The organism is Paenacidovorax caeni, assembly GCF_001298675.1.
GTDB lineage: Bacteria > Pseudomonadota > Gammaproteobacteria > Burkholderiales > Burkholderiaceae_C > Paenacidovorax > Paenacidovorax caeni.
In genome coordinates this window covers 1-25,737 of sequence record NZ_CYIG01000036.1, presented here as the reverse complement: position 1 = coordinate 25,737, position 25,737 = coordinate 1, and the positions used below count along the sequence as shown (strand labels likewise).

At 66.9% G+C, this 25,737-nt stretch carries 25 protein-coding genes, 1 other RNA gene and 1 pseudogene; 19 read left to right on the top strand and 8 right to left on the bottom strand.

The window, feature by feature from the left end; genetic code table 11:
* The first annotated feature begins 41 nt into the window (after window positions 1-41).
* The 5 genes from BN2503_RS14295 to BN2503_RS14275 are packed head-to-tail and all read left to right on the top strand — an operon-like array spanning window position 42 to window position 6,421.
* A complete protein-coding gene (locus tag BN2503_RS14295) occupies window positions 42-1,217 on the top strand; it encodes an EscU/YscU/HrcU family type III secretion system export apparatus switch protein (RefSeq protein ID WP_054257335.1) in 1,176 nt (391 codons plus the stop codon).
* Window positions 1,214-3,307 (top strand): flagellar biosynthesis protein FlhA, encoded by a 2,094-nt coding sequence (gene flhA / locus BN2503_RS14290; RefSeq protein ID WP_054257334.1) that lies wholly within the window; start codon window positions 1,214-1,216, stop codon window positions 3,305-3,307. Before BN2503_RS14295 ends, flhA begins: the two co-directional genes overlap by 4 nt.
* On the top strand, window positions 3,304-4,932 hold the full coding sequence (gene flhF / locus BN2503_RS14285; RefSeq protein ID WP_054257333.1) for a flagellar biosynthesis GTPase FlhF: 1,629 nt from the start codon (window positions 3,304-3,306) through the stop codon (window positions 4,930-4,932). The genes flhA and flhF overlap by 4 nt, the downstream gene beginning before the upstream one ends.
* Window positions 4,925-5,701, top strand: coding sequence for a hypothetical protein (locus BN2503_RS14280; RefSeq protein WP_054257332.1), 777 nt, complete (start codon window positions 4,925-4,927; stop codon window positions 5,699-5,701). The genes flhF and BN2503_RS14280 overlap by 8 nt, the downstream gene beginning before the upstream one ends.
* Before the next feature lie 6 nt (window positions 5,702-5,707).
* Window positions 5,708-6,421 (top strand): RNA polymerase sigma factor FliA, encoded by a 714-nt coding sequence (locus BN2503_RS14275; RefSeq protein ID WP_054257331.1) that lies wholly within the window; start codon window positions 5,708-5,710, stop codon window positions 6,419-6,421.
* Window positions 6,422-6,646: 225 nt separating this feature from the next.
* Here the strand turns inward: BN2503_RS14275 and BN2503_RS14270 are convergent, their stop codons facing one another.
* The 3 genes from BN2503_RS14270 to flgA all read right to left on the bottom strand — a co-directional run bounded on the left by BN2503_RS14270 (window position 6,647) and on the right by flgA (window position 8,234).
* A complete protein-coding gene (locus tag BN2503_RS14270) occupies window positions 6,647-6,994 on the bottom strand; it encodes a hypothetical protein (protein WP_054257330.1) in 348 nt (115 codons plus the stop codon).
* 64 nt (window positions 6,995-7,058) lie between these two features.
* Complete coding sequence (gene flgM / locus BN2503_RS14265) at window positions 7,059-7,373, bottom strand: flagellar biosynthesis anti-sigma factor FlgM (RefSeq protein WP_054257329.1); 315 nt, start codon at window positions 7,371-7,373, stop codon at window positions 7,059-7,061.
* Window positions 7,374-7,484: 111 nt separating this feature from the next.
* Window positions 7,485-8,234 (bottom strand): flagellar basal body P-ring formation chaperone FlgA, encoded by a 750-nt coding sequence (flgA, locus tag BN2503_RS14260; protein ID WP_054257328.1) that lies wholly within the window; start codon window positions 8,232-8,234, stop codon window positions 7,485-7,487.
* 178 nt (window positions 8,235-8,412) lie between these two features.
* On the opposite strand from flgA, the gene flgB reads away from it, so the two are divergent.
* From flgB to BN2503_RS14200, 12 genes are all read left to right on the top strand, one after another.
* The gene (gene flgB / locus BN2503_RS14255) at window positions 8,413-8,838 is read left to right on the top strand and encodes a flagellar basal body rod protein FlgB (RefSeq protein ID WP_054257327.1); all 426 of its coding nucleotides are present in this window, start codon (window positions 8,413-8,415) and stop codon (window positions 8,836-8,838) included.
* A 19-nt stretch (window positions 8,839-8,857) separates the two neighbouring features.
* A complete protein-coding gene (gene flgC / locus BN2503_RS14250; RefSeq protein WP_054257326.1) occupies window positions 8,858-9,262 on the top strand; it encodes a flagellar basal body rod protein FlgC in 405 nt (134 codons plus the stop codon).
* Between the two features lie 3 nt (window positions 9,263-9,265).
* A complete protein-coding gene (locus BN2503_RS14245) occupies window positions 9,266-9,934 on the top strand; it encodes a flagellar hook assembly protein FlgD (RefSeq protein ID WP_054257325.1) in 669 nt (222 codons plus the stop codon).
* A 31-nt stretch (window positions 9,935-9,965) separates the two neighbouring features.
* On the top strand, window positions 9,966-11,213 hold the full coding sequence (gene flgE / locus BN2503_RS14240) for a flagellar hook protein FlgE (protein ID WP_054257324.1): 1,248 nt from the start codon (window positions 9,966-9,968) through the stop codon (window positions 11,211-11,213).
* 25 nt (window positions 11,214-11,238) lie between these two features.
* A complete protein-coding gene (gene flgF / locus BN2503_RS14235; RefSeq protein WP_054257323.1) occupies window positions 11,239-11,979 on the top strand; it encodes a flagellar basal-body rod protein FlgF in 741 nt (246 codons plus the stop codon).
* 20 nt (window positions 11,980-11,999) lie between these two features.
* Window positions 12,000-12,782, top strand: a complete 783-nt coding sequence (gene flgG / locus BN2503_RS14230; protein WP_054257322.1) for a flagellar basal-body rod protein FlgG — start codon at window positions 12,000-12,002, stop codon at window positions 12,780-12,782.
* Window positions 12,783-12,790: 8 nt separating this feature from the next.
* Window positions 12,791-13,480, top strand: coding sequence for a flagellar basal body L-ring protein FlgH (locus BN2503_RS14225; RefSeq protein ID WP_054257321.1), 690 nt, complete (start codon window positions 12,791-12,793; stop codon window positions 13,478-13,480).
* 136 nt (window positions 13,481-13,616) lie between these two features.
* The gene (gene pyrC, locus BN2503_RS14220; protein WP_054257320.1) at window positions 13,617-14,660 is read left to right on the top strand and encodes a dihydroorotase; all 1,044 of its coding nucleotides are present in this window, start codon (window positions 13,617-13,619) and stop codon (window positions 14,658-14,660) included.
* 17 nt (window positions 14,661-14,677) lie between these two features.
* The gene (locus BN2503_RS14215) at window positions 14,678-15,505 is read left to right on the top strand and encodes an NYN domain-containing protein (protein ID WP_054257319.1); all 828 of its coding nucleotides are present in this window, start codon (window positions 14,678-14,680) and stop codon (window positions 15,503-15,505) included.
* On the top strand, window positions 15,502-16,296 hold the full coding sequence (locus tag BN2503_RS14210) for a DUF3025 domain-containing protein (protein ID WP_054257318.1): 795 nt from the start codon (window positions 15,502-15,504) through the stop codon (window positions 16,294-16,296). The genes BN2503_RS14215 and BN2503_RS14210 overlap by 4 nt, the downstream gene beginning before the upstream one ends.
* An 87-nt stretch (window positions 16,297-16,383) precedes the next feature.
* The gene (gene htpX / locus BN2503_RS14205) at window positions 16,384-17,265 is read left to right on the top strand and encodes a protease HtpX (protein ID WP_054257317.1); all 882 of its coding nucleotides are present in this window, start codon (window positions 16,384-16,386) and stop codon (window positions 17,263-17,265) included.
* 190 nt (window positions 17,266-17,455) lie between these two features.
* Window positions 17,456-17,944 (top strand): hypothetical protein, encoded by a 489-nt coding sequence (locus BN2503_RS14200; RefSeq protein ID WP_054257316.1) that lies wholly within the window; start codon window positions 17,456-17,458, stop codon window positions 17,942-17,944.
* Between the two features lie 42 nt (window positions 17,945-17,986).
* Here the strand turns inward: BN2503_RS14200 and BN2503_RS14195 are convergent, their stop codons facing one another.
* The gene (locus BN2503_RS14195) at window positions 17,987-19,717 is read right to left on the bottom strand and encodes an NAD(P)/FAD-dependent oxidoreductase (RefSeq protein ID WP_054257315.1); all 1,731 of its coding nucleotides are present in this window, start codon (window positions 19,715-19,717) and stop codon (window positions 17,987-17,989) included.
* A gap of 381 nt (window positions 19,718-20,098) precedes the next feature.
* On the opposite strand from BN2503_RS14195, the gene BN2503_RS14190 reads away from it, so the two are divergent.
* Entirely contained in the window at window positions 20,099-20,956 is an 858-nt protein-coding gene (locus BN2503_RS14190) for a hypothetical protein (protein ID WP_054257314.1), read from the top strand.
* A 12-nt stretch (window positions 20,957-20,968) separates the two neighbouring features.
* Here BN2503_RS14190 and BN2503_RS14185 read toward each other — a convergent pair whose 3' ends face one another.
* The 3 genes from BN2503_RS14185 to BN2503_RS14175 form a co-directional block, all read right to left on the bottom strand.
* Window positions 20,969-22,753: an alpha/beta fold hydrolase gene (locus BN2503_RS14185; RefSeq protein WP_054257313.1), complete on the bottom strand. Its 1,785-nt coding sequence runs from the start codon at window positions 22,751-22,753 to the stop codon at window positions 20,969-20,971.
* A gap of 63 nt (window positions 22,754-22,816) precedes the next feature.
* A complete protein-coding gene (cysK, locus tag BN2503_RS14180) occupies window positions 22,817-23,734 on the bottom strand; it encodes a cysteine synthase A (RefSeq protein ID WP_054257312.1) in 918 nt (305 codons plus the stop codon).
* A gap of 95 nt (window positions 23,735-23,829) precedes the next feature.
* Window positions 23,830-25,089, bottom strand: coding sequence for an HD-GYP domain-containing protein (locus BN2503_RS14175; protein WP_054257311.1), 1,260 nt, complete (start codon window positions 25,087-25,089; stop codon window positions 23,830-23,832).
* 72 nt (window positions 25,090-25,161) lie between these two features.
* Between BN2503_RS14175 and rnpB the strand changes: the two genes are divergently transcribed.
* An RNA gene (gene rnpB, locus BN2503_RS14360) (RNase P RNA component class A) lies at window positions 25,162-25,499 on the top strand.
* Window positions 25,500-25,554: 55 nt separating this feature from the next.
* Here rnpB and BN2503_RS20550 read toward each other — a convergent pair.
* Window positions 25,555-25,737 (bottom strand): annotated as a pseudogene (locus BN2503_RS20550) (peptidase M48); the annotation flags it as partial.

Below are 25,737 nucleotides of genomic sequence, written 5' to 3'. Positions count from 1 at the left end.
CTGCGTCACGACAATGGCACGACCCTTAGTGTCGTGCCCCTATGGACTCCAGCCAAGACAAGAACCTACCAGCCACCGGCCGCAAGCTGCAAAAAGCGCGCGATGACGGCCAGGCTGCACGTTCGCGCGACCTTTCGCACCTGGCCATCCTGGGTGTGGGTGCCGTTGCCATGGTGGTGCTGGCACGTCCCCTGGTCGATCACTTGCAATTTGCGCTGGGGCGACAGTTGCGTTTCAACGCTGAGACGGTCCAGGGCACTCAATTCATGTTCATCCGCATGCAAGAGATGGTGCTGACGGGTGTCGGCGCCAGCCTGCTTTTCGCGCTGCTGATCAGCTTCGCCACGGTGGCCAGCGCCATCGCCGCTGGCGGCTGGATTTTCAGTTTCAAGCCCATTGCCCCACAGTTCAACCGGCTCAACCCTCTCCAGGGCTTTGCCAACCTGTTTTCCAAGCAGCAGCTGGTCAACGTGGCCAAGATGCTGTTCATGACAACAGTGCTCACCTTCGTCGCCTGGAAATACTTCAGCAACGGCATCGAGCAGGTGGTGGTGGTGGCGCTGCAACCCTCCAAGCTGGCGATCAGCCACGTGGCCGACTGGCTCATGATGGGCATGGCGCTGCTGCTTCTGGTTGTTTTCCTGGTCGCCGTGATCGACGTCCCGCTCCAAGCCTTTCTGTTCAAGTCGCGCCTGAAGATGTCGCACGAGGAAGTCAAAAACGAGCACAAGGAAGCCGAAGGCAACCCGCAGATCAAGGGCAAGATCCGCCAAAAGCAGCGCGAGATCGCCGACCGCGCCAGCGTCAACGCGGTGCCCAAAGCCGACTTTGTGGTCATGAACCCGACCCACTACGCCGTGGCACTGCGCTACGACGACCAGACCATGAACGCGCCCCAGGTGATTTCCAAAGGGACGGATCTGGTCGCCTTCAAGATCCGCGACCTGGCCAACAGCCACCAGATCCCCGTGCTGCAATCTCCGATGCTGGCACGCGCGCTGTACGCGCACGCCGAGCTGGACCAGCCCATTCCCGCACAGCTTTATGCCGCCGTGGCACAGGTGCTGGCCTACGTGTACCGCCTCAAGGCTGCACTGCGCGGCGAAGGACGCATGCCCGAGGCCCTGGCGGAACCCTTCGTTCCACCCGAGCTGGATCCGCACCACCAAGCCGCCCGTACACAGGCACCCCGGACGCCTGAAGGAAGTGCCGCATGAACACCTCTCTGACCGCATTGCGCCAGTGGACCAGCAGCAACGGCGCCATGGTCCAAGGCCTGTCAGCCCCGCTGCTCGTGGTGGCCATCCTGGCACTCATGGTGCTGCCCATCCCAGCCTGGCTGCTAGACACCTTCTTCACACTGAACATTGCTGTGGCACTGATGGTGATGATGGTGGCCGCCTACATGATCCGGCCACTGGATTTCGCTGCTTTTCCTTCGGTACTGCTGCTGACCACGCTGATGCGCCTGTCGCTCAACGTAGCCTCCACCCGCGTGGTGCTGCTGGAAGGCCACACCGGCCCTGGCGCTGCTGGCGCGGTGATCGAGGCCTTCGGCCACTTCCTGATCGGCGGCAACTTCGCCGTCGGCCTGATCGTGTTCGCCATCCTCGTGGTCATCAACTTCGTCGTGGTCACCAAGGGCGCAGAGCGCATTGCCGAGGTGTCCGCGCGCTTCACCCTGGACGCCATGCCCGGCAAGCAGATGGCGGTCGATGCCGACCTGAACGCTGGCCTCATCAACGAGGACGAGGCCAAGCGCCGCCGCGCCGAGGTGCAGGAAGAAGCGGCCTTCTTCGGCTCCATGGACGGCGCCAGCAAGTTCGTGCGTGGTGACGCCGTCGCCGGCATCTTGATCCTGCTCATCAACATCGTTGGCGGGTTCGCCATCGGCATGGCGCAGCACGGCCTGTCGGCCAGCGAGGCCGCCAACAGCTACATCCTGCTGGCTGTGGGCGACGCACTGGTGGCGCAGATTCCCGGCCTGCTGATCTCCGTGGCCGCGGCCATGGTGATCTCCCGCGTGGGCAAGGAGCAGGACATGGGTGGCCAGATCGTGCGCCAGCTCTTCATGTCGCCGCGTGTGTTGGGCGTCACCGCAGCCATCCTGATCCTGCTGGGCCTGATCCCCGGCATGCCGCACGTGGTGTTCCTCGCTATGGGCAGCCTGTTCGGCTACGGCGCCTGGCTGCTGGTGCAGCGTGAAAAGCAGGCTGCCGCGGCCGCCACCGAGACCGAGGCCCCGCCGGCCCCGGCAAGCGACGGCGAAGCCAGCTGGGACGACCTGCAGCCCATCGACCTGCTGGGGCTGGAGCTGGGCTACCGCCTGATCGCACTGGTGGACAAGAGCCGCCAGGGCGATTTGCTCACGCGCATCAAGGGGGTGCGGCGCAAGTTTGCCCAGGAGGTGGGCTTCTTGCCACCCGCCGTGCATGTGCGCGACAACCTTGAACTCAAGCCCAGCGCCTACCGCATCACGTTGCGCGGCGTGGTCGTAGGCGAGGGCGAAGCCTTCCCCGGCATGTTCCTGGCCATCAACCCCGGCGGCATCAGCACACCGCTGATCGGCACCCCCACGACCGACCCGGCATTCGGCCTGCCAGCGCACTGGATCGACGGCGCCCAGCGCGAAGCGGCACAAATGGCTGGTTTCACGGTCGTTGATTCCGAGACCGTGATGGCCACCCATTTGTCACACTTGATGCAGGTTCACGCCGCCAAGCTCCTGTCGCGCACCGAGACGCAGCAACTCGTGGAGCACGTGGCAAGGCTGGCACCGAAACTCATAGAAGAGGTGGTACCGAAGATGGTCTCGATCACGACTTTCCAGAAGGTGCTGCAGCTTCTGCTGGAGGAATCCGTGCATATCCGCGACATCCGCACCATCATCGAGACACTGGCCGAACACGCCACCGCCACGCAAGACCCGGTGGAGTTGGCGCGCCGCGTGCGCATTGCGCTATCGCCCGCCATCGTGCAGCAGATCTACGGGCCCACACGCGAACTCAACGTGATCGCCATCGAGCCGGGCCTGGAGCGCTTGCTGGTGCAGGCCCTGGGCAATGCCGCCAACGGCCCTTCCCTCGATCCCGGCGTGGCGGACATGCTCACGCAAAAGGCCGCCGAAGTCGCACTGCGCCAAGAGGAGATGGGGATGCCCGCCTGCCTGCTCGTGCCCGATGCCATCCGGGGCGCCATTTCCCGCCTGGTGCGCCGCGTCGCACCCCGGCTGCAGGTGCTCGCGCACAGCGAGATACCTGAAACCCACACCATCCGCATCGGCCCGATTCTTCAAGGTGCAGCATGAACATCAAACGCTTCCACGCCGCGACCTCGCGTGAGGCCCTGGCCAAAGCCCGCATGGCCTTCGGCGACGGCACCTTAATTCTGTCCAACCGCGCCACCGCCAATGGCGTGGAGGTCGTTGCCACCGCGGAAGACACGCTGCATGCGCTCGACCAGGACAGCGCACCCTCTGCACGGCCCGCATTGCAACCCATGCAGACCAGCGAGGAACCACGCCGCACCGCGCCCACACCGAGCACGCGCTCCGAGCCCACGCCCTCCCCGGCGCCCGCACGCCGTAGCGTCGAGGCCGACACCGAGCAGTTGGCCATGAGCACCCTGTCGTTCCAGGACTACGTGCGCGAGCGCATGCTGCGCCGCCGCCACGAAGCCATGCACGGCACCCCGCCGACGGCAAAGGCCGAGCCCGTCCTGCCGGAGCGCCTGCCGACCTTTGCCGAGCGTGCGCGCGACTCCCAGCCTGAACATACGCGCGGTTTCGCCCCCGAGCCGCAGCCCCGTGCGCGCGAGTTCGCGCCCGAGCGTCCGAGCGCGCGCGAGCCGGAATTCATCGCCCGTGAGCCCCTGCGCGACCCCGCGCCGGTGCATGAACCACGCCCGGTAGCCGCCGCGCCGGTGGTGGCACGCCACAATCCGCTGCGCAGCATTCCGATGGACCTGCCCGAGGAGCCGCGCCGTCGCACCGAGCCTGCCATCAGCCAACAAGGGCTGATGAATGAGCTGCAGGCCATGAAGGAGCTGATTGAAGATCGCTTCAACACCCTGTCCTGGCTGGGCCAGGCGCGGCAAGACCCGATCCAGTCGAACCTGATGCTCAAGCTGATTCGCGCGGGCTACTCCCCGGCGCTGTCGCGCGCCATTCTGGAACGCCTGCCCGAAGACCTGTCGGCCGCCGACGCCGTGCGCTGGCTCATGGAAGTGCTGGAGCGCAACCTCAAGACCGACGCGCGCATGGAGCCCTTGTACGAGGAGGGCGGCATCTTCGCCCTGGTGGGCGCCACAGGCGTAGGCAAGACCACGACCACGGCCAAGCTCGCCGCAATGTGCGCGCGCCAGTACGGCCCGGGCAGCGTCGGCCTGATCACGCTGGACACCTACCGCGTGGGTGCGCATGAGCAACTGCGCAGCTTCGGCCGCATGCTCGGCGTGGTGGCCCACTTGGCCCACGATCGCGCAGCCCTGCAAGACCTGCTGGGCCTGCTGGTCGGCAAGAAGATGGTGCTGATCGACACCACCGGCGTGGCTCCGCGCGATCCGCGCAAGCGCGAGATGGAAGAAGTGCTCGACCTGCCCGGCGTGCAGCGCCTGCTGGTGCTCAACGCCGGCTGCCACGGCGATACGCTGGACGACGTGCTCGACGCCTTCAAGACCAGCGGCGCGCCACAGCAAGCCATCCTGTCGAAGATCGACGAGGCCGTGAAGCTCGGCCCCGCCATGGACGCACTGATCCGCCACCAGACGCTGCTGCGCGGTGTGACCAACGGCCAGCGCGTACCCGAGGACTGGGAAGCCGCCAACGCGCACCAGCTCATCCAGCAGTCCATGCGCGCGCCGGCCAAGTCGGCGTTCGACCCCAAGGCCATGGAGCTGAATTTCTTCTTCTCGCCCGGGTCGCAGCATGCTTGAACGCGGCATGCACCAAGGCATGGGCCTGCTGCACCGCGCCCCCGCCGAGGCGCTGCGCTTCGCTGCGGTGGGCAGCGCGCCGGATGCGCTCGGCCTGCAGGTACTGTGGCTGCTGTGCGAGCAACTGCAGCGCCTGGGCTACCCCACCATCGTGCTTGATGGCTGCGCGGTGGAAAGCACACACGCTCCGGGCCTGGAGCAGCTGCTGGAGCAGGACAGCTGGCGCGCGCCCCCCGGCCCCCTGCATGGCGACGGCGCCTGCGTAGCCGTGCTGCCCGCAGCGCGCGGCCTGCTACGCCTGCCGGACACCGCGCCCCTGGCACCGCTGCACCCCATGTTCCGTGCCTATGCGCTGGTGCTGCTGCACGCCCCTGTGCACCAATTGGCGGAGCTGCTACCCCAGCACACCAGCGTGCCCCTGATCCTGACCACACCGGGCACCACGGGCACGCAGCAGGCCTACCGGCACATCAAGCAACTGGCGGTGCAAGCGGGTCTAAGCAGCCAGGTCTGCGCCCTGGTGCGCGGCGACAGCCCGGCACAGCAGCGCCAGGCGCGCACACAGATCGCCACGCTGCAACGTTGTGCGGCCGACTACCTGGGCCTGGCGCAGCAGGGGTTGGTCGTGGATGCGGATAACCCCCAGGATCTGCAGCGCATGGCCTTGCAACTGCTGGAGAACGCAGGCACCATCGAAGAAGCGGTGGCCATGCCGCCGCTGTATGCCAGTCTTGCACCGGCCACCGCACCCTTCGTTCGGAGCCACTGATTCGTGATGTACACCGCCAAAGGCCAGCTCGACCGCGATGCTCTGCTGCGCCAGCATGTACCGCTGGTGCGGCGCATTGCGCACCACATGATCGCCAAGCTGCCGCCCAACGTGGAGCTTGATGATCTGATCCAGGTCGGCATGATCGGCCTGGCAGAAGCCCTGTCGCGCTACCAGGCGGCACAGGGCGTGCAGTTCGAAACCTTTGCCACCCAGCGCATCCGCGGCGCCATGCTGGACGAGCTGCGTGACAGCGACTGGATGAGCCGCAGCTCGCGCAAGAGCCAGAAAGACATCGAGCAGGCCTTGCACCGCGTCGAGCAGCGGCTCGGGCGCAGCCCGCTGGAGTCCGAGATCGCCGCCGAGCTGGGCATGAGCCTGGAGGACTACCAGAGCCTGTTGGGCAAAGTGCGAGGCACCCAGCTCGTCTACCTCGAAGACATGCACCATGACGATGGCGACGAGGGTTTTCTCGACCGCCACGTGGCCGACGCCAGTGCCGACCCGCTGGCCATGCTACGGGACCAGCGCCTGCGCGATGCGCTGGTGCGCGCCATCCAGGCCTTGCCGGAGCGCGAGCAGCACATCATGGGCATGTACTACGAGCACGACATGAACCTGAAAGAGATCGCCGCCGTGCTCGGGGTGACCGAATCGCGCGTGTGCCAGCTACACAGCCAAGCCGTCGCCCGCCTGCGCACCAAGATGCGGGCGCATTGAGAGAACACCCCCCTGAGCCGCTGCGCGGCTTCCCCCCGCTCTCGCCACGCTGCGCGTGGCGGGCAGAGGGACGATGCCAGCGCGGCGGGGCGGCCCTTGCGCGGCGTCTGCTGGCCTAGGGCGCGCCGGTTGCATGGGCTGCGCCATGGGTTCAAGCGGAATACAAGGAAAAAATGGCTCTAGCGCTTATGTAGAAAGCGCTGGCAGCTATGTTTTTGGGAGCAATCAGCCGGCGGCGCGGTAGATGCGCGCGGCGCTGCCCTTGGGGCTGCCGTAGGTAGAGGGCTCGACCGGGGGCAGCACGGTGGCGGCCTGGCGGTCGGCCAGTGCGGCCACGCGCGCCAGTTGGTCACGCACCAGCGCCAAGCGCGTACCCAGGGCCTGGATACGCTGCACGCTCGCGGCGTCCATGGCCTGCGCGCCCTGGCGCTGCGCCAACTGCGCCAGCGCTGCAGCGGCATCACGCAGCAAACCGCTGCACTGCTCCAGCTTCAGGGGGTCGGCCGCCAGCAGGGCATCGGAGGCGGCCTGTACTTTTTCCTCGGCAGCGGCCAGGATGGCTTGGAAGGTCATCGCCGTGCCTGCTCAGGAGAGAAAGGGAAAGAGAGAGGGAAAGAGCCGATGGAAGCGGGTGCCTTCAGTTGTGCACGCGCGCGAACACTTCCTGGGCGTTGGCCAGCATCTTGTCAGCAATCGCTTCGGGATTGACCTTGAACGTGCCGTTCTGAATGGCTTCGCGCATGGCCTTGACTTTCCCCGCGTCGAAGTCGCCCTGGGCGCGAGCAGCAGAGTCAAGGCTACGCGTCGCGTTCGAGAACGTGACCGGCGCACCATTGCTCGTTGCCACAGTGCTTTGGGCAACGGCTTGTGCCGCAGGCGCGGCGGCCTTGGCCTGCTGCTTGGCAGGCTGCGACAGCGCATTGGCGACTTCTGGGTGCTGACCTATTTTCATGGTTCTCTCCATCGCCTCCAGTGGACAGGAGGCTGCGTGTCCATGTTTTCGGCGGCTCGTTCCCAGACTTTAGGTTTTTTTGGAACTTTTTTTGCAAACTGCCGCAGCAGGCTACAGCGCCACTTCCACGGCGCCGTCCTCGGACACGGTACCACTAATGATACGGCCGTTGTCCATGCGTACACGCACTGCCTGCCCCGCAGCCCCGGAACTCAGGGCCTGCCCCGCAGACGTGATGACATAACCCGCACCCTGTGCCACCACGCGCACCTGGGCGCCTGCACGGAACAGCTCGGGCGGGCGCACCATCGACTGGCGCAGCGCCTGGCCGGCGAGCAACTGGCGCGATGCCACCTGCCCGACCCAGGACTCCTGGTTCGCCAGGACGGCTGCGCTTTCGGCCGCCCAGTCCACCTCATCCTGCACGGCATCAGCCGCCGTCAGCACTTTGCCCGATTGCACGTTGCCCGCCAGCACCCAGGCAGGGCCCCAAGCCTTGATGGTCACGGGGAGGAATACATTCCATTGCACCTGGCCCTCAACGCAGCGCAACCCCAGGCGCGTGCGCCCCCACAGACGCGCCCCGGCAGGCAGGTAAGGTTCAACGCGCGCACACGGCGCCAGGCGCAGGCGCGGATCGAGGGTACCGACCACCACCTCCATGCGCAGCGCCGATCCACCCGCCTGCACGCGCTGCAGCGCATCGTCGAGCCAGCGCTGCGTCAGCGGGCCGATGTCGGCCAGCGAATCCCCGGGCGTCGACGCCGGTACTTGCGCGAAAGCGCCCAGGGCCACACCCAGCGCCATGCCGGGCAGCGCGCGGCGCAGCCAGGACCAAGGTGAAGAAAGAGTGGAAATCATGAGCGCCTCCTGCAGCGCAGGGCCAATTCAACGCATGCACTGTAGGCCCGGCCGCCGCGCTGCCATGCCGGGAATTGCGCACCCAAACCTGGCTTCTTCGGGCTTTAGAAATCAGGGCGCATTTTCATAATCGCTGCACGACCCATAGCCCCCCGGCTTTTCCCCACCAGAGGCCCCCATGCTCGACAAGATGACGCAACGGCTGGATTTCCACGGCAACGCGCTGATGCTGCGCGCCGAGCGCCAGCGCGTCATCGCCAGCAACATCGCCAACGCTGACACCCCGGGCTACGTGGCGCGCGACTTCCAGTTCGCCGACGCCCTGCGTGCCGCCACCGATGGCGGCACGACGCTGGTGCAGCAGAAGCTGGGCACCGACGGCACCAGCCACGCCGGGCACATTCCCCTGCCCGCGGCGCGCAGTGGCGAACAACCTGGCGCCCTGGGCTACGGGGTGCAGACCCAGCCCAGCCTGGACAAGAACACCGTGGACATGGACCGTGAGCGTGCCAACTTCGTGGACAACGCCGTGCGCTACGAGGCCACGCTGCGCTTCATCAACGGCAATTCCAAGACCATGCTCAGCGCCATCCAGGGCCAGTAAGAGAAAGCGAGCCTTCGCCATGTCGATGTTTTCCATCTTCAACGTCTCCGGCAGCGCCATCAGCGCCCAGTCGCAACGCCTGAACGTGGTGGCCAGCAACCTGGCCAACGTGGACGCCGTGGCCGGCCCCGATGGCCAGGCCTACAAGGCACGCCAGGTGTTGTTTCAGACCACGCCCATGGGCTCGGACGCTGCCGCCGGCGTGCGCGTGCGCAGCATCGAGGAGAGCCAGGTGCCGGGGCGGCGTGTCTTCGACCCCAGCCACCCCTCGGCCGACGGTGAGGGCTACGTCAACCATTCCAACGTGAACGCGGTGGAGGAGATGGTCAACATGATCTCGGCCTCGCGCTCGTACCAGAACAACGTCGAGGTCATGAACACGGCCAAGACGCTGCTGCTCAAAACCCTGCAGATGGGGCAATAAGCCATGTTCATCACACCGATCGACACCAGCGCGCTCGACGCGGGCGCTGCCACCACCTCCACGAAGGGCAATTCAACGACGGATCCCAACGCGGCGCAGGATCGCTTCCTGAAGCTGCTCGTGGCGCAGCTCAACAACCAGGATCCGATGAACCCAATGGACAACGCCCAGATGACCTCGCAGATGGCGCAGATCAACACGGTGACGGGCATCCAGCAGCTGAACCTGAGCATGCAGGGCATGACCGAGCAATTTGCCGCCATGCAGACGCTGCAGGGCACGATGATGATCGGCCGCTCGGTGCTGACCGAGGGCGACCGCCTGGCCGTGGATGAAAAAGGCAGCGGCAAAGGCTATTTCGTGCTGGGCAACACGGCCACCTCGACCAAGATCGAGGTGCTCAGTCCCAGCGGCCAGGTGGTGGATACGGTGGATTTGGGCGCGCAAGAAAAAGGCCGCCACGACTTCACCTGGGACACCAGCAAATACACCGCCGGCGACCCGAGCACGCTGCGCTTTCGCGTGGTGGCCGCGAACAAGGACGGCGCGGTGGACAGCTCCACGCTCATGCAGTCCAAGGTCGTCGGCACGGGATGGGACAACGGCGCACTCACGCTGACGCTGGAAAACGGCGACACCATCCCCTACAGCCTGTTCCGCAACATCGTCTGAGCGCGGCGCACCCTCTTTCAAGGAGTTAACCATGGGTTTTCAACAAGGTCTCTCGGGCCTGAACGCCGCCAGCAAGAACCTGGACGTGATCGGCCACAACATTGCCAACTCCGGCACCGTGGGCTTCAAGGCGTCGCGCACCGAATTCGACGAAATGGTGGCCTCGGCCATTGGCTCGGCCAACGGCACCAACGGCGGCATCGGCGTGAGCGTGGGCGCCATCGCCCAGCAGTTCACACAGGGCAGCATCTCGGTGACGGGCAACAACCTGGACGTGGCCATTAACGGCAACGGCTTTTTCCAGATCCAGCAAAACGACGGCACCATGGCCTACACGCGCGCTGGCAACTTCAAGCTCGACAAGGACGGCAACGTCATCACCAACGCCGGCGGCAAGGTGATGGGCTACCCTGTCGACCCGGCCACCGGCAAGCCCACGGCCGGCTCGCCGCGCCCGCTGGTGTTCCCCACCGGCGCGCCGATCCCGGCCAAGCAGACCGCGAACGCCAAGGTCACGTTCAACCTGGACGCGCGCGCCGTCGAGGCCGCCACTGCCACGCCGCCCACGCCGCGCGCCACCTACGGCACCTCGATCACCGTCTACGACAGCCAGGGCGTGCCCAACACCGTGAGCCTGTACTTCGAGAAAACGGCCAACCCCAACGAGTGGAACGTGTACAACCAGTTGGACGACCCGAACGCGACGCCGCCCGTGGTGGCCACGCCGGTCGGCACCATCACCTTCGACGGCAACGGCAAGATCACCAGCGGCTCGACCCTGACGCTGAACATCGCCACGGCGCCGGCCAACCCCAACAGCCCGACGCCCGGCCCCACCTTCCCGGTGGTCTTCGACTTCAGCGACTCAACCCAGTACGGCACCAAGTGGGCCGTTTCCGAGTCCACGCAGGACGGCTACACCGCTGGCCAGCTCACCGGCATCAACATCGGTACCGACGGCACCATCCTGACGCGCTACTCCAACGGCGTGACGCGCCCCGAGGGTGTGGTGTCGCTGGCCACTTTCCGCAACACGCAGGGACTGTCGGACATCGGCAACAACCTCTGGGTGGAAACCTACGAATCGGGCCAGCCCACCGTCGGCCAGCCCACCAACGGCGCCTTCGGCGCGCTGCGCTCCGGCGCCCTGGAAGACTCGAACGTGGACCTGACGGCCGAGCTGGTGAACATGATGACCGCGCAGCGCGCCTACCAGGCCAACGCGCAAACCATCAAGACCCAGGACCAGATCATGTCCACCCTGGTGAACCTGCGCTAACGCGCACTGAATCCGAGGCCACGCCATGGACCGCATCATCTACACCTCCATGACCGGCGCCAGCGCCGCCGCACACCGGCAGGCGGTGCTGTCCAACAACCTGGCCAACGTCTCGACCAACGGCTTCCGCGCCGAGATGTCGACCTTCCGCTCCGTGCCCATGCAAGGCGACGGCGCCACCACGCGGGTGTTCGCGCTCGAGGCCACGTCGGGCCATGTGCAGACCCCTGGCCCCGTGCAGCGCACCGGCCGCAACCTGGATGCCATGGCCACGGGCAACGCATGGTTCGCCGTGCAGGGTCTGGATGGCACCGAGGCCTATACGCGCGCCGGCTCGTTCCAGGTGACACAGGCGGGCCAGCTGGTGACCAGCACCGGGCTGCCCGTGTTGTCTGACGGCGGCGCGCCCATCGACGTGCCGCCGGGCGCCGAGATCACGCTCGGCGCCGATGGCACCATCACCGCCCAGACGCCGGGGCAGCCCCCGGCGCCCGTGGGCCGCATCAAGCTGGCCACGCCCGGCGTGGACGACCCGCTGCAGCGCGGCGACGACGGACTGTTCCGCGCCGCCTCGGGCAACCCGCTGGCGCAGGACCCGAACGCCACGCTGCTGTCCGGCGCGCTGGAGGGCTCGAACGTCAACGCCGTCGAGTCCATGGTCGGCATGATCGCCGCCGCGCGCCAGTTCGAGCAGCAAATGCGCCTGCTGCAGACCGCCGAAACCAGCGACAAGAGCGCCGCCCAGCTGCTCAGCATCAACGGCTAACGCGGCCGTAGGAGAACCCCATGATCAATTCCCTGTGGATCGCCAAGACCGGCATGACCGCCCAGCAAACCCAGCTGGACGTGATCTCGCACAACCTCGCCAACGTCTCGACCAACGGCTTCAAGCGCAACAACGCCGTGTTCGAAGACCTGATTTACCAAAACCTGCGCCAGGTCGGCTCGCAGACCACCGAGCAAAACCAGCTGCCCACCGGCCTGCACCTGGGCCTGGGCGTGCGCACGGTGGCCACCAGCCGCACCTTCACCCAAGGCAGCCTGCAGCAGTCGAACAACAGCCTGGACGTGGCCATCAACGGCAACGGCTTCTTCGAAGTCAACCTGCCCGACGGCACCATCGGCTACACGCGCGACGGCTCGTTCCAGGTCGATGCGCAGGGGCGCCTGGTCACCTCCAGCGGCCTGCCGGTGGCCAACGGCATCACCATTCCGGCCAACGCCACCAAAGTCAGCATCAGTGCGGACGGCGTGGTGTCCGCCACCATCCCTGGCAACGCGCAGCCGCAGCAGGTGGGCAACCTGGCCATGTCCACCTTCATCAACCCCGCCGGGCTGGAGCCCGTGGGGCAGAACATGTACAAAGAGTCGGCTGCCTCCGGCCAACCGCAGCAGGGTACACCGGGCACCAACGGCCTGGGCTACATCAAGCAGGGCTTCCTGGAGGCATCGAACGTCAACGTGGTGGAAGAGCTGGTCAGCATGATCCAGACCCAGCGCGCCTACGAGATGAACTCCAAGGCCATTTCGACCAGCGACCAGATGCTGGCCAAGCTCTCCCAGCTGTGAGGTTCGCCATGACCATCGCCTTGCGCCTTGCCCTGCCCTGCGCCGTGGTGGCCCTCGCCACCGGCTGCGCCAGCATGAACCCGCCGCCGCCCGTGGACGTGTTGCCCACCGCACCGCCACCGCTGTCCGCCATGCCGCAGCAGCACACGGCGGCCCCGCCCACGGGCAGCCTGTTCCACGCCGCGCGCTACCGCCCCGCGCTCGAAGACCCGCGCGCGCGCCTGGTGGGCGACGTGGTCACCATCCGCATCAGCGAGCAGACCTCGGCCACGCAGAACTCGACCTCCAACGTCAGCCGCAACCCCAAGGTCAGCGGCAGCATCACCGCCCTGCCCTTCTTCGGCGGCAACCTGGCCGACAAGACCGCCATCGGCGCGGAATACTCCAACGCCTTCGAGGGCGGCGGCAAAACGCAAAGCACCAACACCTTCAATAGCAACATCACCGCCATCGTCAGCGAGGTGCTGCCCAACGGCCACCTGGTCATCGCGGGCGAGAAGCAGGTCGGCGTGAACCGCAGCGTGGACGTGTTGCGCTTTTCCGGCACCATCGACCCGCGCCGTATCGCTCCCGGCAATGTGATCGACTCGCAGTACGTGGCCAACGTGCGCGTGGTCTCGCGTGGCCTGGGCGAGCAGGCCGAGGCCCAGGCCATGGGCTGGCTGGGGCGCTTCTTCAACAGCGTCACGCCGTTCTGAAGCGCTCCCTCTTTGATAGCTGGTAGCGCTTGCCCCAAAAGGATTTCAGCAACAAAAGCACCTGAAATCCTTACATAGCAAGCGCTAGCCGCTATCAAAAATTGACCTACCGTGGCCAATGGGACAATGTGCCCCCATGACAGCCACCATCGACACCCTCACGATCACCCGCCCCGACGACTGGCACCTGCACGTGCGCGACGGTGCGCCCCTGGCCACCGTGGTGCCGCACACCGCCGCACAGTTCGGCCGCGCCATCATCATGCCGAACCTTCGCCCGCCCGTGACCACGGCGGCGCAGGCGCTCGATTACAAGCAGCGCATCCTCGCCGCCGTGCCCACGGGCATCGCGTTCGAGCCCTTGATGACGCTGTACCTCACCGACAACCTGCCGCCCGACGAGATCGCGCGCGCCAAGGAAGCCGGCGTGGTGGCCTGCAAGCTCTACCCTGCCGGCGCCACCACCAACAGCGATGCAGGCGTGACCGACCTGCGCAAAATCCACAAGACGCTGGAAGCCATGCAGCAGGCCGGCATGCTGCTGCTGGTGCATGGCGAAGTCACCAGCAGCGACATCGACCTGTTCGACCGCGAGGCGGTGTTCATCGAGCAGCAACTCATCCCGCTGCGCCGTGACTTCCCGGAACTCAAGATCGTCTTCGAGCACATCACCACGCGCGAAGCCGCGCAGTACGTGGCCGAGGCCGGCCCCTGCACCGCCGCCACCATCACGGCGCACCACCTGCTGTACAACCGCAACGCCATCTTCACCGGCGGCATCCGGCCGCACTACTACTGCCTGCCCGTGCTCAAGCGCGAGGTGCACCGCCAGGCGCTGGTGGCAGCAGCCACCAGCGGCAGCGACAAGTTCTTCCTCGGCACCGACAGCGCCCCCCACCCGGCACACCTGAAGGAGCACGCCAGCGGCTGTGCCGGCTGCTACACGGCCCATGCAGCCATCGAGATGTACGCCGAGGCGTTCGACAACGCGGGCGCGCTGGACAAGCTGGAAGGCTTTGCCAGCTTCCACGGCCCGGCCTTCTACGGCCTGCCGCGCAACCAGGGCACCATCACCCTGCGCCGCGAAAGCTGGACGCCGCCGGACCACTTCGCCTTCGGCGAGGCCGAGCTCAAGCCCCTGCGCGCGGGCGAAGCACTGCCCTGGCGCCTCGTCGCCTGAGCCGCGAAGGAGCCCGCATGGCCGCGCCCGAACGCCAGTTGCGCATCGCCCTGCTGATCGACGCCGACAACGCGCCCGCCGACAAGATCGACGAAATCCTCACCGAGCTTTCCACGCTGGGCGAGATCAACGTGCGCCGCGCCTACGGCAACTGGACCAAATCCGGCCTGGGCGGCTGGCAGGACCGGCTGCTGGAGTTCGGCATCCGCCCCATGCAGCAGTTCGACTATTCCAAGCGCAAGAACGCCACCGACATGGCAATGACGGTGGACGCGATGGAACTGCTCTACAGCGACCGGCCCGACGCGTTCGGCATCGTCTCGTCCGATGCCGACTTCACGCCACTCGTCATGCACCTGCGCTCCAAGGGCGCCGCCGTGTACGGCTTCGGCGCGGCGCAAACGCCCAAGCCCTTCGTGAACGCCTGCTCGCGCTTTCTCTACCTGGAGACGCTGGTCAGCGAGGACGAGGTCGATGTGGAACCCAAAGCCGCCCCGCCCCGGACACCCGAGCAGCTCGCCGAAAACGCGGCCGTGTCCGGCGCACCCACCAGCCCACCGCGGCTGCGCGTGCCCACGGCGCAGTTGCGCCAGGACACGCGCCTGCTGAGCCTGCTGCGCTACGCCGTGCAGGCCTGCCAGGACGAAGCCGGCTGGGCGCATGTGGGCGCCGTGGGCACGCAAATCGGCAACAAGGTCTCCTTCGACCCACGCAACTACGGCTACAGCTCCCTGTCCAAGCTGCTCGCGGCCACGCAGGCCTTCGAGTTCCGCGACGAAGGCACCTCACGCGTCGCCGTGCGCGACAAGCGTGCGCCGCGCCCCCCGGCGCAGCCGCCCGCATGAGCCTGGACGCCATCGACTGGCGCGCCCCCTGGCTCGCGCCGTTCGCCGGGCTGGGCCACCCGGCCGCCCAGCGCGCCGCGGCGGGCGAACCCCTTGCCGACGTGCTCAACGCGCACGCCGCGCCCGGCGCGCTGCCTGTGCGCTTTGTGCCGCAAAGCGCCCTGCCACCCGGCATGGCCTACGAGCAGTTCATCCACGCCACCGGCCAGGTGCCCACACGCGACAACCTGCACGACTTTTTCAACGCCCTCGTGTGGCTGCGCTTTCCGCAGGCCAAGCAACGTCTGAACGCGCTGCACGCCCAGGCCATCGCGGCGCAGGGCGTAGGCGCCACGCGCGGGCCGCTGCGCGATGCGGCCACGCTGCTCGATGAAAACGGGGCCATGCTGCTGGCGCCCGAGGCGCTGTGGCAAGCGCTGCGCACGCGCCAATGGCGCCGGCTGTTCGTGGAGCTGCGTCCGCTGTGGCACGAGGCGCGGCTGGTGGTGTTCGGCCACGCCCTGCTGGAGCAATTGGTCCACCCACGAAAACCGCTTACAGCCCATGTATACCAAGCGCAAGCAGCTCCTGATTCGGTAGCAAACCTGGACACCTGGCTGGCCGCCGACCTGGACGCCGCGCACCTCGCGGCCAAGCCCTTCACCCCCCTGCCGGTACTGGGTATACCCGGCTGGTGGCCGGAGAACGAGAACTTTTCCTTCTATGATGACTCTCTCGTTTTCCGCAGCGCCCGGCCGAACCCCAAGAACCACACAACAGGCCCCGTCCCCGCTGCCCGCCGCGACGCTTGAAGCGCGGCGCTCTCGCCCCCATTTGATCCATCCGGTGCCCGCTGCCCAGGCGGCGGCTCTTTTGCATTCCCTTGTGGAGTCCCTTCGATGAAACGTATTGCTCTTTTCATACTCACCAACCTCGCCGTGGTCGTGGTGCTGGGTATCGTCGCCAACCTGCTGGGCGTGAACCGCTATCTCACAGCCAACGGCCTGAACCTGGGCGCGTTGCTCGGCTTTGCCCTGGTGATGGGCTTTGGCGGCGCCATCATCTCGCTGCTCATCAGCAAGCCCATGGCCAAGTGGAGCGCGGGCGTGCAAATCATCGACGGCTCGGGCTCGCCCGACGAGCGCTGGATCGTCGAGACCGTGCGCGGCTTCGCCCAGAAGGCCGGCATCGGCATGCCCGAGGTCGGCATCTTCCAGGGCGAGCCCAACGCCTTCGCCACCGGCGCCTTCAAGAACTCGGCGCTGGTCGCCGTCTCCACCGGCCTGCTGGAGAACATGACGCGCGAGGAGGTCGAGGCCGTGATCGGCCATGAGGTCGCGCACATCGCCAACGGCGACATGGTCACCATGACGCTGATCCAGGGCGTGATGAACACCTTCGTGGTGTTCCTGTCGCGCGTCATCGGCTACGCCGTCGACAGCTTCCTGCGCAAGAACGACGAGAACAGCTCGGGCCCTGGCATCGGCTACATGGTCACCACCATCGTGCTCGACATCGTGCTGGGCTTCCTGGCGGCCATCATCGTGGCCTGGTTCTCGCGCCAGCGCGAGTTCCGCGCCGACGCCGGTGCCGCCCAGCTCATGGGGCGCCGCCAGCCCATGATCAACGCCCTGGCTCGCCTGGGCGGGGTGCACGCAGGCGAGCTGCCCAAGAGCATGGCCGCCATGGGCATCGCCGGTGGCATTGGCCAGCTGTTCTCCACCCACCCACCGATCGAACAGCGCATCGCGGCGCTGCAACACGCGCAGCAACAGGGCTGACACGGCGCCTATCAGCGCCTCTGTTCACAGTTCCCCGAGTACACGCCGCCAGCGGGCCCTGCGCCCCTGGCGGCTTTTTTTCTTTCCCCAGAGGCATCCCCCCGTTTTACGCCAGCTTTACGCTGCACCGTCAACAGCCCTGGCCGTAGCGCGTTGAACAAGCAGGCCAACGCCCTACAAGGAGTGCTCCATGACCGCTATCGCCTCTGTGCCCCCCCGTCTCGGCCGCCGCTGGCTGGGCGCCGGACTGCTGGGCAGCGCCCTGCTGCTGGCGGGCTGCGCCGTGGGGCCCGTGGTTCCGGTCTATCCGGGCGACGGGGCCATCGTGGCACAGCCCTACACCACGTACGGCACCTATGGCACCTATGCCCCCTACGGTTACAGCTATGGCGTGCAGCCGGTCTACCCGGCCGTGGCCCCGCCTCCGGTGTCGGTCTGGATCGGCGGCGGCAGCACCTGGCACAGCAGGCCGGGCTACCGCCCGCCCGCTCCCCCACCGCACTGGGGAGACAGACCCGGCCGCCCCGGCCCTGCCCCCGGCCCGGGCTGGCACAGGCCCCCGCAGGGCGGGCATGGGCCAGAGCATGGCCCTGGCGATGCCGGGCCGCCACCTCCGAGGCCACAGCCGCAGCCGGGCTATCGGCCCACGCTGCCGGGCAGCCGGGGCGACTGGCGTTAAACGCTCTTTATTTGATAGCTTTCAGCGCTTGCCTGGCAAGGGCTAGAGGCCGTTTTCGCCTGAATTTAACAAGCTGCGCGCCACGGCCTCGCCGACCTTGATGCCATCCACACCGGCAGAGAGAATGCCACCCGCGTAGCCGGCGCCCTCGCCCGCCGGGTACAGGCCGGCGGTGTTCAGGCTCTGCAGGTTCTCGCCCCGGCCGATCTTCAGCGGCGACGAGGTGCGTGTTTCCACGCCCGTCAGCACCGCATCGGGCATGTCAAAGCCCTTGATCTTGCGGCCAAAGACGGGCAGGGCCTCACGCATGGCCTCGATGGCGTAGCCGGGCAGGGCCGCATGCAGGTCGCCCAAGGCCACGCCGGGCTTGTATGAAGGCTCCACGCCGCCCAGTTGGGTGGAGGGCTTGCCCGCGATGAATTCGCCCACCAGCTGGCCCGGCGCGCTGTAGTCGCGCCCGCCCAGCACAAAGGCATTGGATTCGAGCTGGCGCTGCAACACGCTGCCCGACAGCGGGTGGAACTGCCCGGCAGGCAAGGCATCCACGCCGTAGGTCTGGCCCAGGTGGGCCTCGAACGCAGCGGGATCGTGCGGGTAGTCGCGCGGGTCAATGCCCACCACGATGCCCGCGTTGGCATTGCGTTCGTTGCGCGAATACTGGCTCATGCCGTTGGTCACCACGCGGCCCGGCTCGCTGGTGGCCGCCACCACCGTGCCACCGGGGCACATGCAGAAGCTGTACACCGCGCGACCGTTTTGCGCGTGGTGCACCAGCTTGTAGTCGGCCGCGCCCAGCAGCGGGTGGCCCGCGTGGCGGCCCCAGCGGGCGCGGTCGATGACGCTTTGCGGGTGCTCGATGCGAAAGCCGATGGAAAACGGCTTGGCCTCCATCGCCACGCCGCGCTCGTACAGCATGGCAAACGTGTCGCGCGAGCTATGGCCCAGGGCCATCACCACATGGTCGGCCCGCAGCTCGGTGGTCTCGCCCGTGGCCTGGTTCAGCACCTTCAGGCCGCGCAGGTGGCGCTGGCCCTGGGCGTCGCTCTCAACGATCACGTCCGTCACGCGCTGCTCGAAGCGGATTTCCCCGCCCAGCGCAATGATCTGGGCGCGCAGGTTCTCCACCACCTTCACCAGCTTGAAGGTGCCGATGTGCGGGTGGGCGACGTACAAAATTTCTTCGGGCGCACCGGCTTTGACGAACTCGTGCATCACCTTGCGGCCCAGATGGCGCGGGTCCTTGATCTGGCTGTAGAGCTTGCCGTCGGAGAACGTGCCCGCCCCGCCTTCGCCGAACTGCACGTTGCTCTCCGGGTGGAGCTGGCGCTTGCGCCACAGGCCCCAGGTGTCCTTGGTGCGCTCGCGCACGGGCTTGCCGCGTTCCAGCACGATCGGCTTGAAACCCATTTGCGCCAACACCAGCGCGGCAAAAATGCCGCACGGGCCAAAGCCCACCACCACCGGGCGCTGCGCCAGCGTGGCCGGCGCCTGGCCCACCGGCCGCCAGGCCATGTCGGGCGTGGGCTGGATGTGAACGTTCCCGGCATGCCGCGCCAGCAGAGCCGCTTCCTGGGTGGCGTCTGCCAGGGTGATATCGAGGATGTACACCGCCAGCAGTTCGGCCTTGCGCGCGTCGAAGCTGCGCTTGAACACGTGGACCTGCGCGATGGCCTCGGGCGCAATGCCCAGGGTCTGTGCCGCGGCAGCGTGCAACGCGGCGTCGGGCGATTGCGCCGCAGCCAGCGGCAACTTGATTTCGGAGAGGCGGATCATGGCGTGCGGGCCCGTGTCGATCGGGCGGTCGGCAAAAAGGGAGCGTGATGATAAAGCCATGGCGCCGGCGCTGCACCCCGCGGCAGCAGGTCAGGCACATGGCCCCCCGCTTGAGTGCGGATACGGCAGGCGGCTACCATCGGTGCCACATTCTTGAACCCGCCATGCAACGTCCCGCCTTCATCCACGCCACCTTGGCCGCGCACCGCCCTCTGGGCCGCTGCGCGGTGCGCTGGCTGCACAAGCCGGTTGCACATTCCTCCGCCCGGCGATCTCCCTCCCTCTGATTCGCGCAGTTTCATGCATCGCCGGGCCCCACACCCGGCGCGATGGTGGCCGCCTGCCTGCCCGGCAGCGGCCTGGCATGGAAAGGTGCAGGCAATGGAATTCACCAAGCGTTTCTTGCGGGCCAAAAGCCCTTGTGCGGACGGTTTCCGCTGGTTTTCGCGCAACGTACAGGACGGCGCCGGCTACCAGCAGGCGCTGGACACCCTGGTGGCGGCCGGGCGCGTCGATGACGCCTGCTGGCTGCTCGACCAGTTCGGCCCCACCAACGAGGTGCTGACGCTCGACACACTCGACGCCGAGGCCCTGGTGTTTGCCGGCACGCTGGTGGTGCGCGGCGCCATCGCGGCGGACCGGCTGCGCGTGGGCCGCGCCCTGCGCGCGGGTGCCGGGCTGCGCACCGACGGCAACCTGGGCGTGGGCGAGGACCTGCGCGTGGAAGGCGCCCTGGCCTGCGGCGGGGCGCTAAAGGTGGGGGGCAACGTGCGCTGCGCCTGGGGTATCGAGGTGCAGGGCGCCTTCGAAGGCGGCGGCGATGCGCGCGCCGCCTGGGACCTGCTATGCCATGGCCCACTGACCCTTGCGGGCCACGCCCTGGTGGGCCAAGACCTGCTGGTGCAGGCCGACACGGCCTGCGGCAAGGGCCTGCGCGTGGGCGGACAGATCGACTGCGCGGGCAACCTGCGCGCCGGGCACGGCATCCTGGCCGGGGGTTCGATCACTGCCACGGGCCATATCGAGGCGGGCTGGGGCATCCGCGCAGCGCACGACATCGCGGCACAGGGTGCCATCAAGGCGGGCGAAAGCCTGGTGGCCGAGGGCCTGATCCGCGCCGGTGCGGGCTACGGCATCTACGCCGGGCTGAACGTGCAGCGCGACGCCTGGGAAGCCAGCGCGCAGGTGCGCGCGCGCCAGCGCCCCACCGAACTGCTCAGCGGCTGCTGGTTGGCATAGCCACCGGGCGGGTCAGAACCACCGCCCACTGCGCGCCGAGGCATCCAGCCCCTGGCGCAGGCGCTGGTACAGGCGCTCGGCCCGTTCCGGATCGCTGAAATGCGACACCTGGCCGGCACCCTGTGCCTTGGCGGGCTTCTCATCCAGCGCCAGGGGCTTGCCCTGGCAGGTGGTTTGACGCGCGGCGGGGGACTGGCCGAGCAGGTGCTCATAGACCGTCAGATCCACGCATTCCGTGCCGTAAAACACCAACCCGTGCCCGCCTTCGTTCTCCACGTACACCATGCGGGCGGCAGGAAGCTGTGCAAAGGTCTCCATCGCTCCGGCGGAAGGCGTGGGCACGTCATATTGGGACTGCAGCATCAACACGGAAGCCGATTGCAGGGCCGCCATGCCCGGCTTGGTGTAGGCCTTTCTTTCCTTCCAGTGAAGGCAGGGTTGGCGGGCAACGGCGTTGGAAACGATGGGCAGCGCCTGCGCCAGGGCAAAACCCTTCTGGACCCAATGGTCCTGGTTCTTGTCCAGCAAGGGCTCGTCGTTGCACAACACGGTTTCAAAAACGGAATCCATGTTGCTCAGGTAGAAAGGCTGGGACGCTTCGTAATACCCTGGAGTCGCCTTGGCCTGCAGCGTAGCCACCATGCGCTGGGCCGCGCGCTTGAACGCCGCAGCCAGCGGCTCGTTGGGAATATGGATGTCTTTTTGCAGGATGTCTGAAATCTCCTCCAGCGTCCTGTTGTGGTCGAGCAATCTCTGCGTCTCCACCGCCGCCTTGAGCGTGGCGAGATAGTCCGTCAGCAGATTCGCCTCTGCCCGATCGGTGGCATTCAGGGCGATCAGCGCCTCGGCCACGTCGCGCCCCACGGACTGGAGGTTGGCCTTCACCAGGGCGGCCGTAGAACCCAGGCCGAGCAAGTCGTCATGCCGCGCCGCATACGGGGCGATGAACTCGTTGAACGTCAGGGCTTGCCCCTGCTTGCTGCCCGCTGAAGCCTCATGGATGGAGCGGCTGAAGTTCATGTTGCTGTCCAGCACCATGGGCCCGGCGCGCTCGGGAAACAGGCCGGCATACCAAAACCCGAGCCAGGTGCCATACGACATACCGTAGTAGTGCAGTTTTTCGTCGCCCAGCAGATGGCGCATCAAATCCATGTCGCGCGCCGTCGCATCGGTGTGGATATGCGCCGCCACGGGGTTCTTCTGGCAGTTGGTGGCCGTGAAAAGCGCATGGTCGGTGAGCTTGCGGACATTGTCGGGCGCTACGCCCCACTGGCTCTCCAGCGCGGGGGACACGCGCTGGTTGCCAGCGCACAGCAGGTTGGTGCTGTCACCGACTCCGCGCGGAGAAAATCCGACGAAGTTGTACGACGCGTCCATTTCCAGGTACTTCCTGCCCACGGCCGTCTGCGCGCTGCCCAGCGCGAAAACTTGCGAGAAATACAGCGCCAGGAATTGGCCGTCGCCCCCAGGGCCGCCCGGGTTGAAGAACAAATGGGGCTTCTTGTCCGGCGCCTGCGCCGCGCGCACCCGCATGATCGACACCATGACCGCGGCAGCGTCCGGGTTCTGGTAGTCCTGGGGCACCTGCACCTGCGCGCACTGCAGGCGGGGGCCCAACTTCCGGGCATAGCCCTCCGGGTCTTGCTCCAGATAGGCGCTGCAGTCGTTCCATTGCACCGTCTGGTTTTTGTAGCGCGCCAGTGGATCGACGGGCTGAGGGGCATCGGAGCCGCCACAGCCAGCCACCAGGGCAGCCAGCGCGCTGACCAGCGCAAAACGAAGGGGGTTCTTGCTCATGGTACGGGGTGAGATAGTGGACAGCGCGGGGCATGCGTGCGCACGATCCTACCGTCCGTACACTCAAGCGGGCAAGAAGCCTTCTACCGAGAGATAGCGCTCGCCCGTGTCGTAGGCAAAGCCCAGCACCTTGGCGCCCGCCGGCAGCTCGGGCAGCTTCTGGGCGATGGCGGCCAGTGTGGCGCCCGAGGAAATGCCCACCAGCAGCCCTTCTTCGCGTGCCGCGCGGCGCGCGTACTCGCGTGCGGGCTCGGCATCGACCTGGATCACGCCGTCGAGCAGGCTGGTGTCCAGGTTCTTGGGCACGAAGCCCGCGCCAATGCCCTGGATCGGGTGCGGTGCAGGCTGACCGCCCGAGATCACGGGCGAGGCCGCCGGTTCGACGGCAAACACCTTGAGCTGCGGAAACTTCGCCTTGAGCACCTTGGCCACGCCACTCAGGTGGCCGCCCGTGCCCACGCCGGTGATAAGCACATCCAGGCCCTCGGGAAAATCCGCCAGGATTTCCTGTGCCGTGGTGCGCTCGTGCACCGCGACGTTGGCCGGGTTCTCGAACTGCTGCGGAATCCAGGCGCCAGGCGTCTGCGCGGCCAGCTCCTCGGCGCGGGCGATGGCCCCCTTCATGCCTTTTTCCTTCGGCGTCAGGTCGAACGAAGCGCCGTAGGCCAGCATCAGGCGGCGGCGCTCGATGCTCATGCTCTCGGGCATCACCAGGATGAGCTTGTAGCCCTTCACGGCGGCCACGAGGGCCAGGCCCACGCCGGTGTTGCCGCTGGTCGGCTCGATGATGGTGCCGCCGGGCCGCAGCGCACCGGACTTCTCGGCGTCCTCCACCATCGCCAGCGCAATGCGGTCCTTGATCGAGCCGCCCGGGTTGCCGCGCTCGGACTTCACCCACACATTGGCGCCCGCGCCAAACAGGCGGTTGATGCGCACATGCGGGGTGTTGCCAATCGTTTGCAGAATGTTGTCAGCTTTCATGGGGAATCGCCTTTGTCGTGAAGGTGGGTAGGCCGTCAATTTTGCGATGGTTCATGCACCACCGGCGTTATATGCATATGGGCGCAAGGCCCGCTTCATTGCAGCGTATCGAAGTGGCGGTGCACCATGTCGCTCATCAGGCCTTTCACGCCCTCTTCGTCCAGGCCCTCCAGTTGCGCACGCAGGGCCGGTGCCAGGTCCGTAAAGACATCGATCACCTGCGGGTCGAAGTGCTGACCACGGCCTTCTTGCAGGATGCGCATGACTTGTTCGGGCGGGAAGGGCTCCTTGTAGGGGCGGCGCGAGCTGAGGGCATCAAATACATCGGCCACGGCAAAGATCCGAGCGGCCAGCGGAATCTGTTCGCCCCGCAGGCCCAGGGGATAGCCGGAGCCATCCCACTTTTCATGGTGGCCTGCCACCACGTCCCGCGCGCCGTCGAGCCAGCCAGCGCCGCTCACGATCTGCTCGCCCTGTTCCACATGCGTGCGCATGATCTGCATTTCGGCGTCGTCGAGCCGCCCTGGCTTGAGCAGGATCGCGTCAGGGATGCCGATCTTGCCGGCATCGTGCAGGAAGCTGCCGGCAATCAGGGATTGCATCGGTGCGCCCTGCAGTCCCAGGGCTTCCCCCGTCTTGGCCGAAAGCCATGCCACCCGGTAGTTGTGCGCGCCCGTGTCGGAGTCGCGCTTGGCAATCGCGCGGCCCAAGGCTTCCATCATCGCGATGTGAGACTCCAGCACCAGCCGGGCCTTGCGCTCGTTCTCCTCTGCCAGGCGCACCACCACGGGATAAATGGCCGCTCCGCAGACCAGCGACGCCAGACAGACCATCAGCGCCACGATGAAGGCGTCCGACAGGATCTGCGCGTGTTGCCAGGCTGGAATCAACCGGACGCCTTCAAAATAGCCGGTGATGGGCCCATCGGCCAGTTCGCGCAGCGGCACGAACACGCGCAGAACCCATTGATCGCTTGGGAGCCGCAGGCTCTCATACGAGGCCCGGGTGTAGCTCGGTTTGCCATGCGGTGGCAATTGGGCTTCCAGCGGCTCCCCGGCAGCGGTGACCGATTCGGCCAACTTGTCGCCGGCGGCGCTGTAGATTTCCGCAATCTCGAACAGCCCGCCTGTCAGCAGTTGGGCCGCCTGCTCTGCCTTGGCGGCGGCGTTCGGGCCGTCCAGGCGCAGCGACTCTTGCCCCGCGATGACCCGCCGCGACTCCTCTTGGGCAAACGCCACGACCTGCTGCTCCGCGTTTTCGCGTGACACCAGCCACGCCACAGGGCTGGCGCAGCCTGCCATCAACAGTGTGACGGCGGCGATGCGGTGGGCTGCCTTGCGTCGGGAGTGCTTCATGTTCGCAGGGAGGCAAAAATTAGCATCTTCGCATGGCGCGGTGGCGCAGCGGGCGGTGATAATCGCGCCCGTGAAGCACGCCAGACCGCCGCTGGTGCGATCTGGGAAACCAGGCACTGGAGGAATGTCCGGACTGCACAGGACAGCGTAGCAGCTAACGGCTGCCCACCGTGAGGTGAGGATCAGAGCAACAGAGACGAGTCCCAGGGGAGTGCCGCAAGGTAGACCACTGGGGGTGAAACGGGCAATCTCTACGCGCAGCAACACCAAGTAGGCCAGCGTTGACGTGGTTCCGCGGAGCTGGCGGGTAGGTGGCACCGAGCCGTGGTGGCGACACCCGGCCCAGAGTAATGGCGGTCACGTGCGGGCAACCGCATGCACAGAATCCGGCTTATCGGCGCGCTTCACACTTTTCATTCAAAAAAGCCTCCAGCCCTTACTGGGCAAGCGCTAGCAGCTCTTTTTTCAGGAGCAACCGGGCGCCTGCCCGGCACGCAGTGCCCGCGCGCGCTCGGCGGTATCGGGGTGGCTGCTCAGCAGTGACCAGATGGGGTGCGCCTCGTCCTGCCCGGGCTCCGTGGCCTTGCCGGGCTGCGGGTCCTTGCCGCCCGAACGCGCGTCCTGCACCATAGCCAGCAGCAGGTCGCC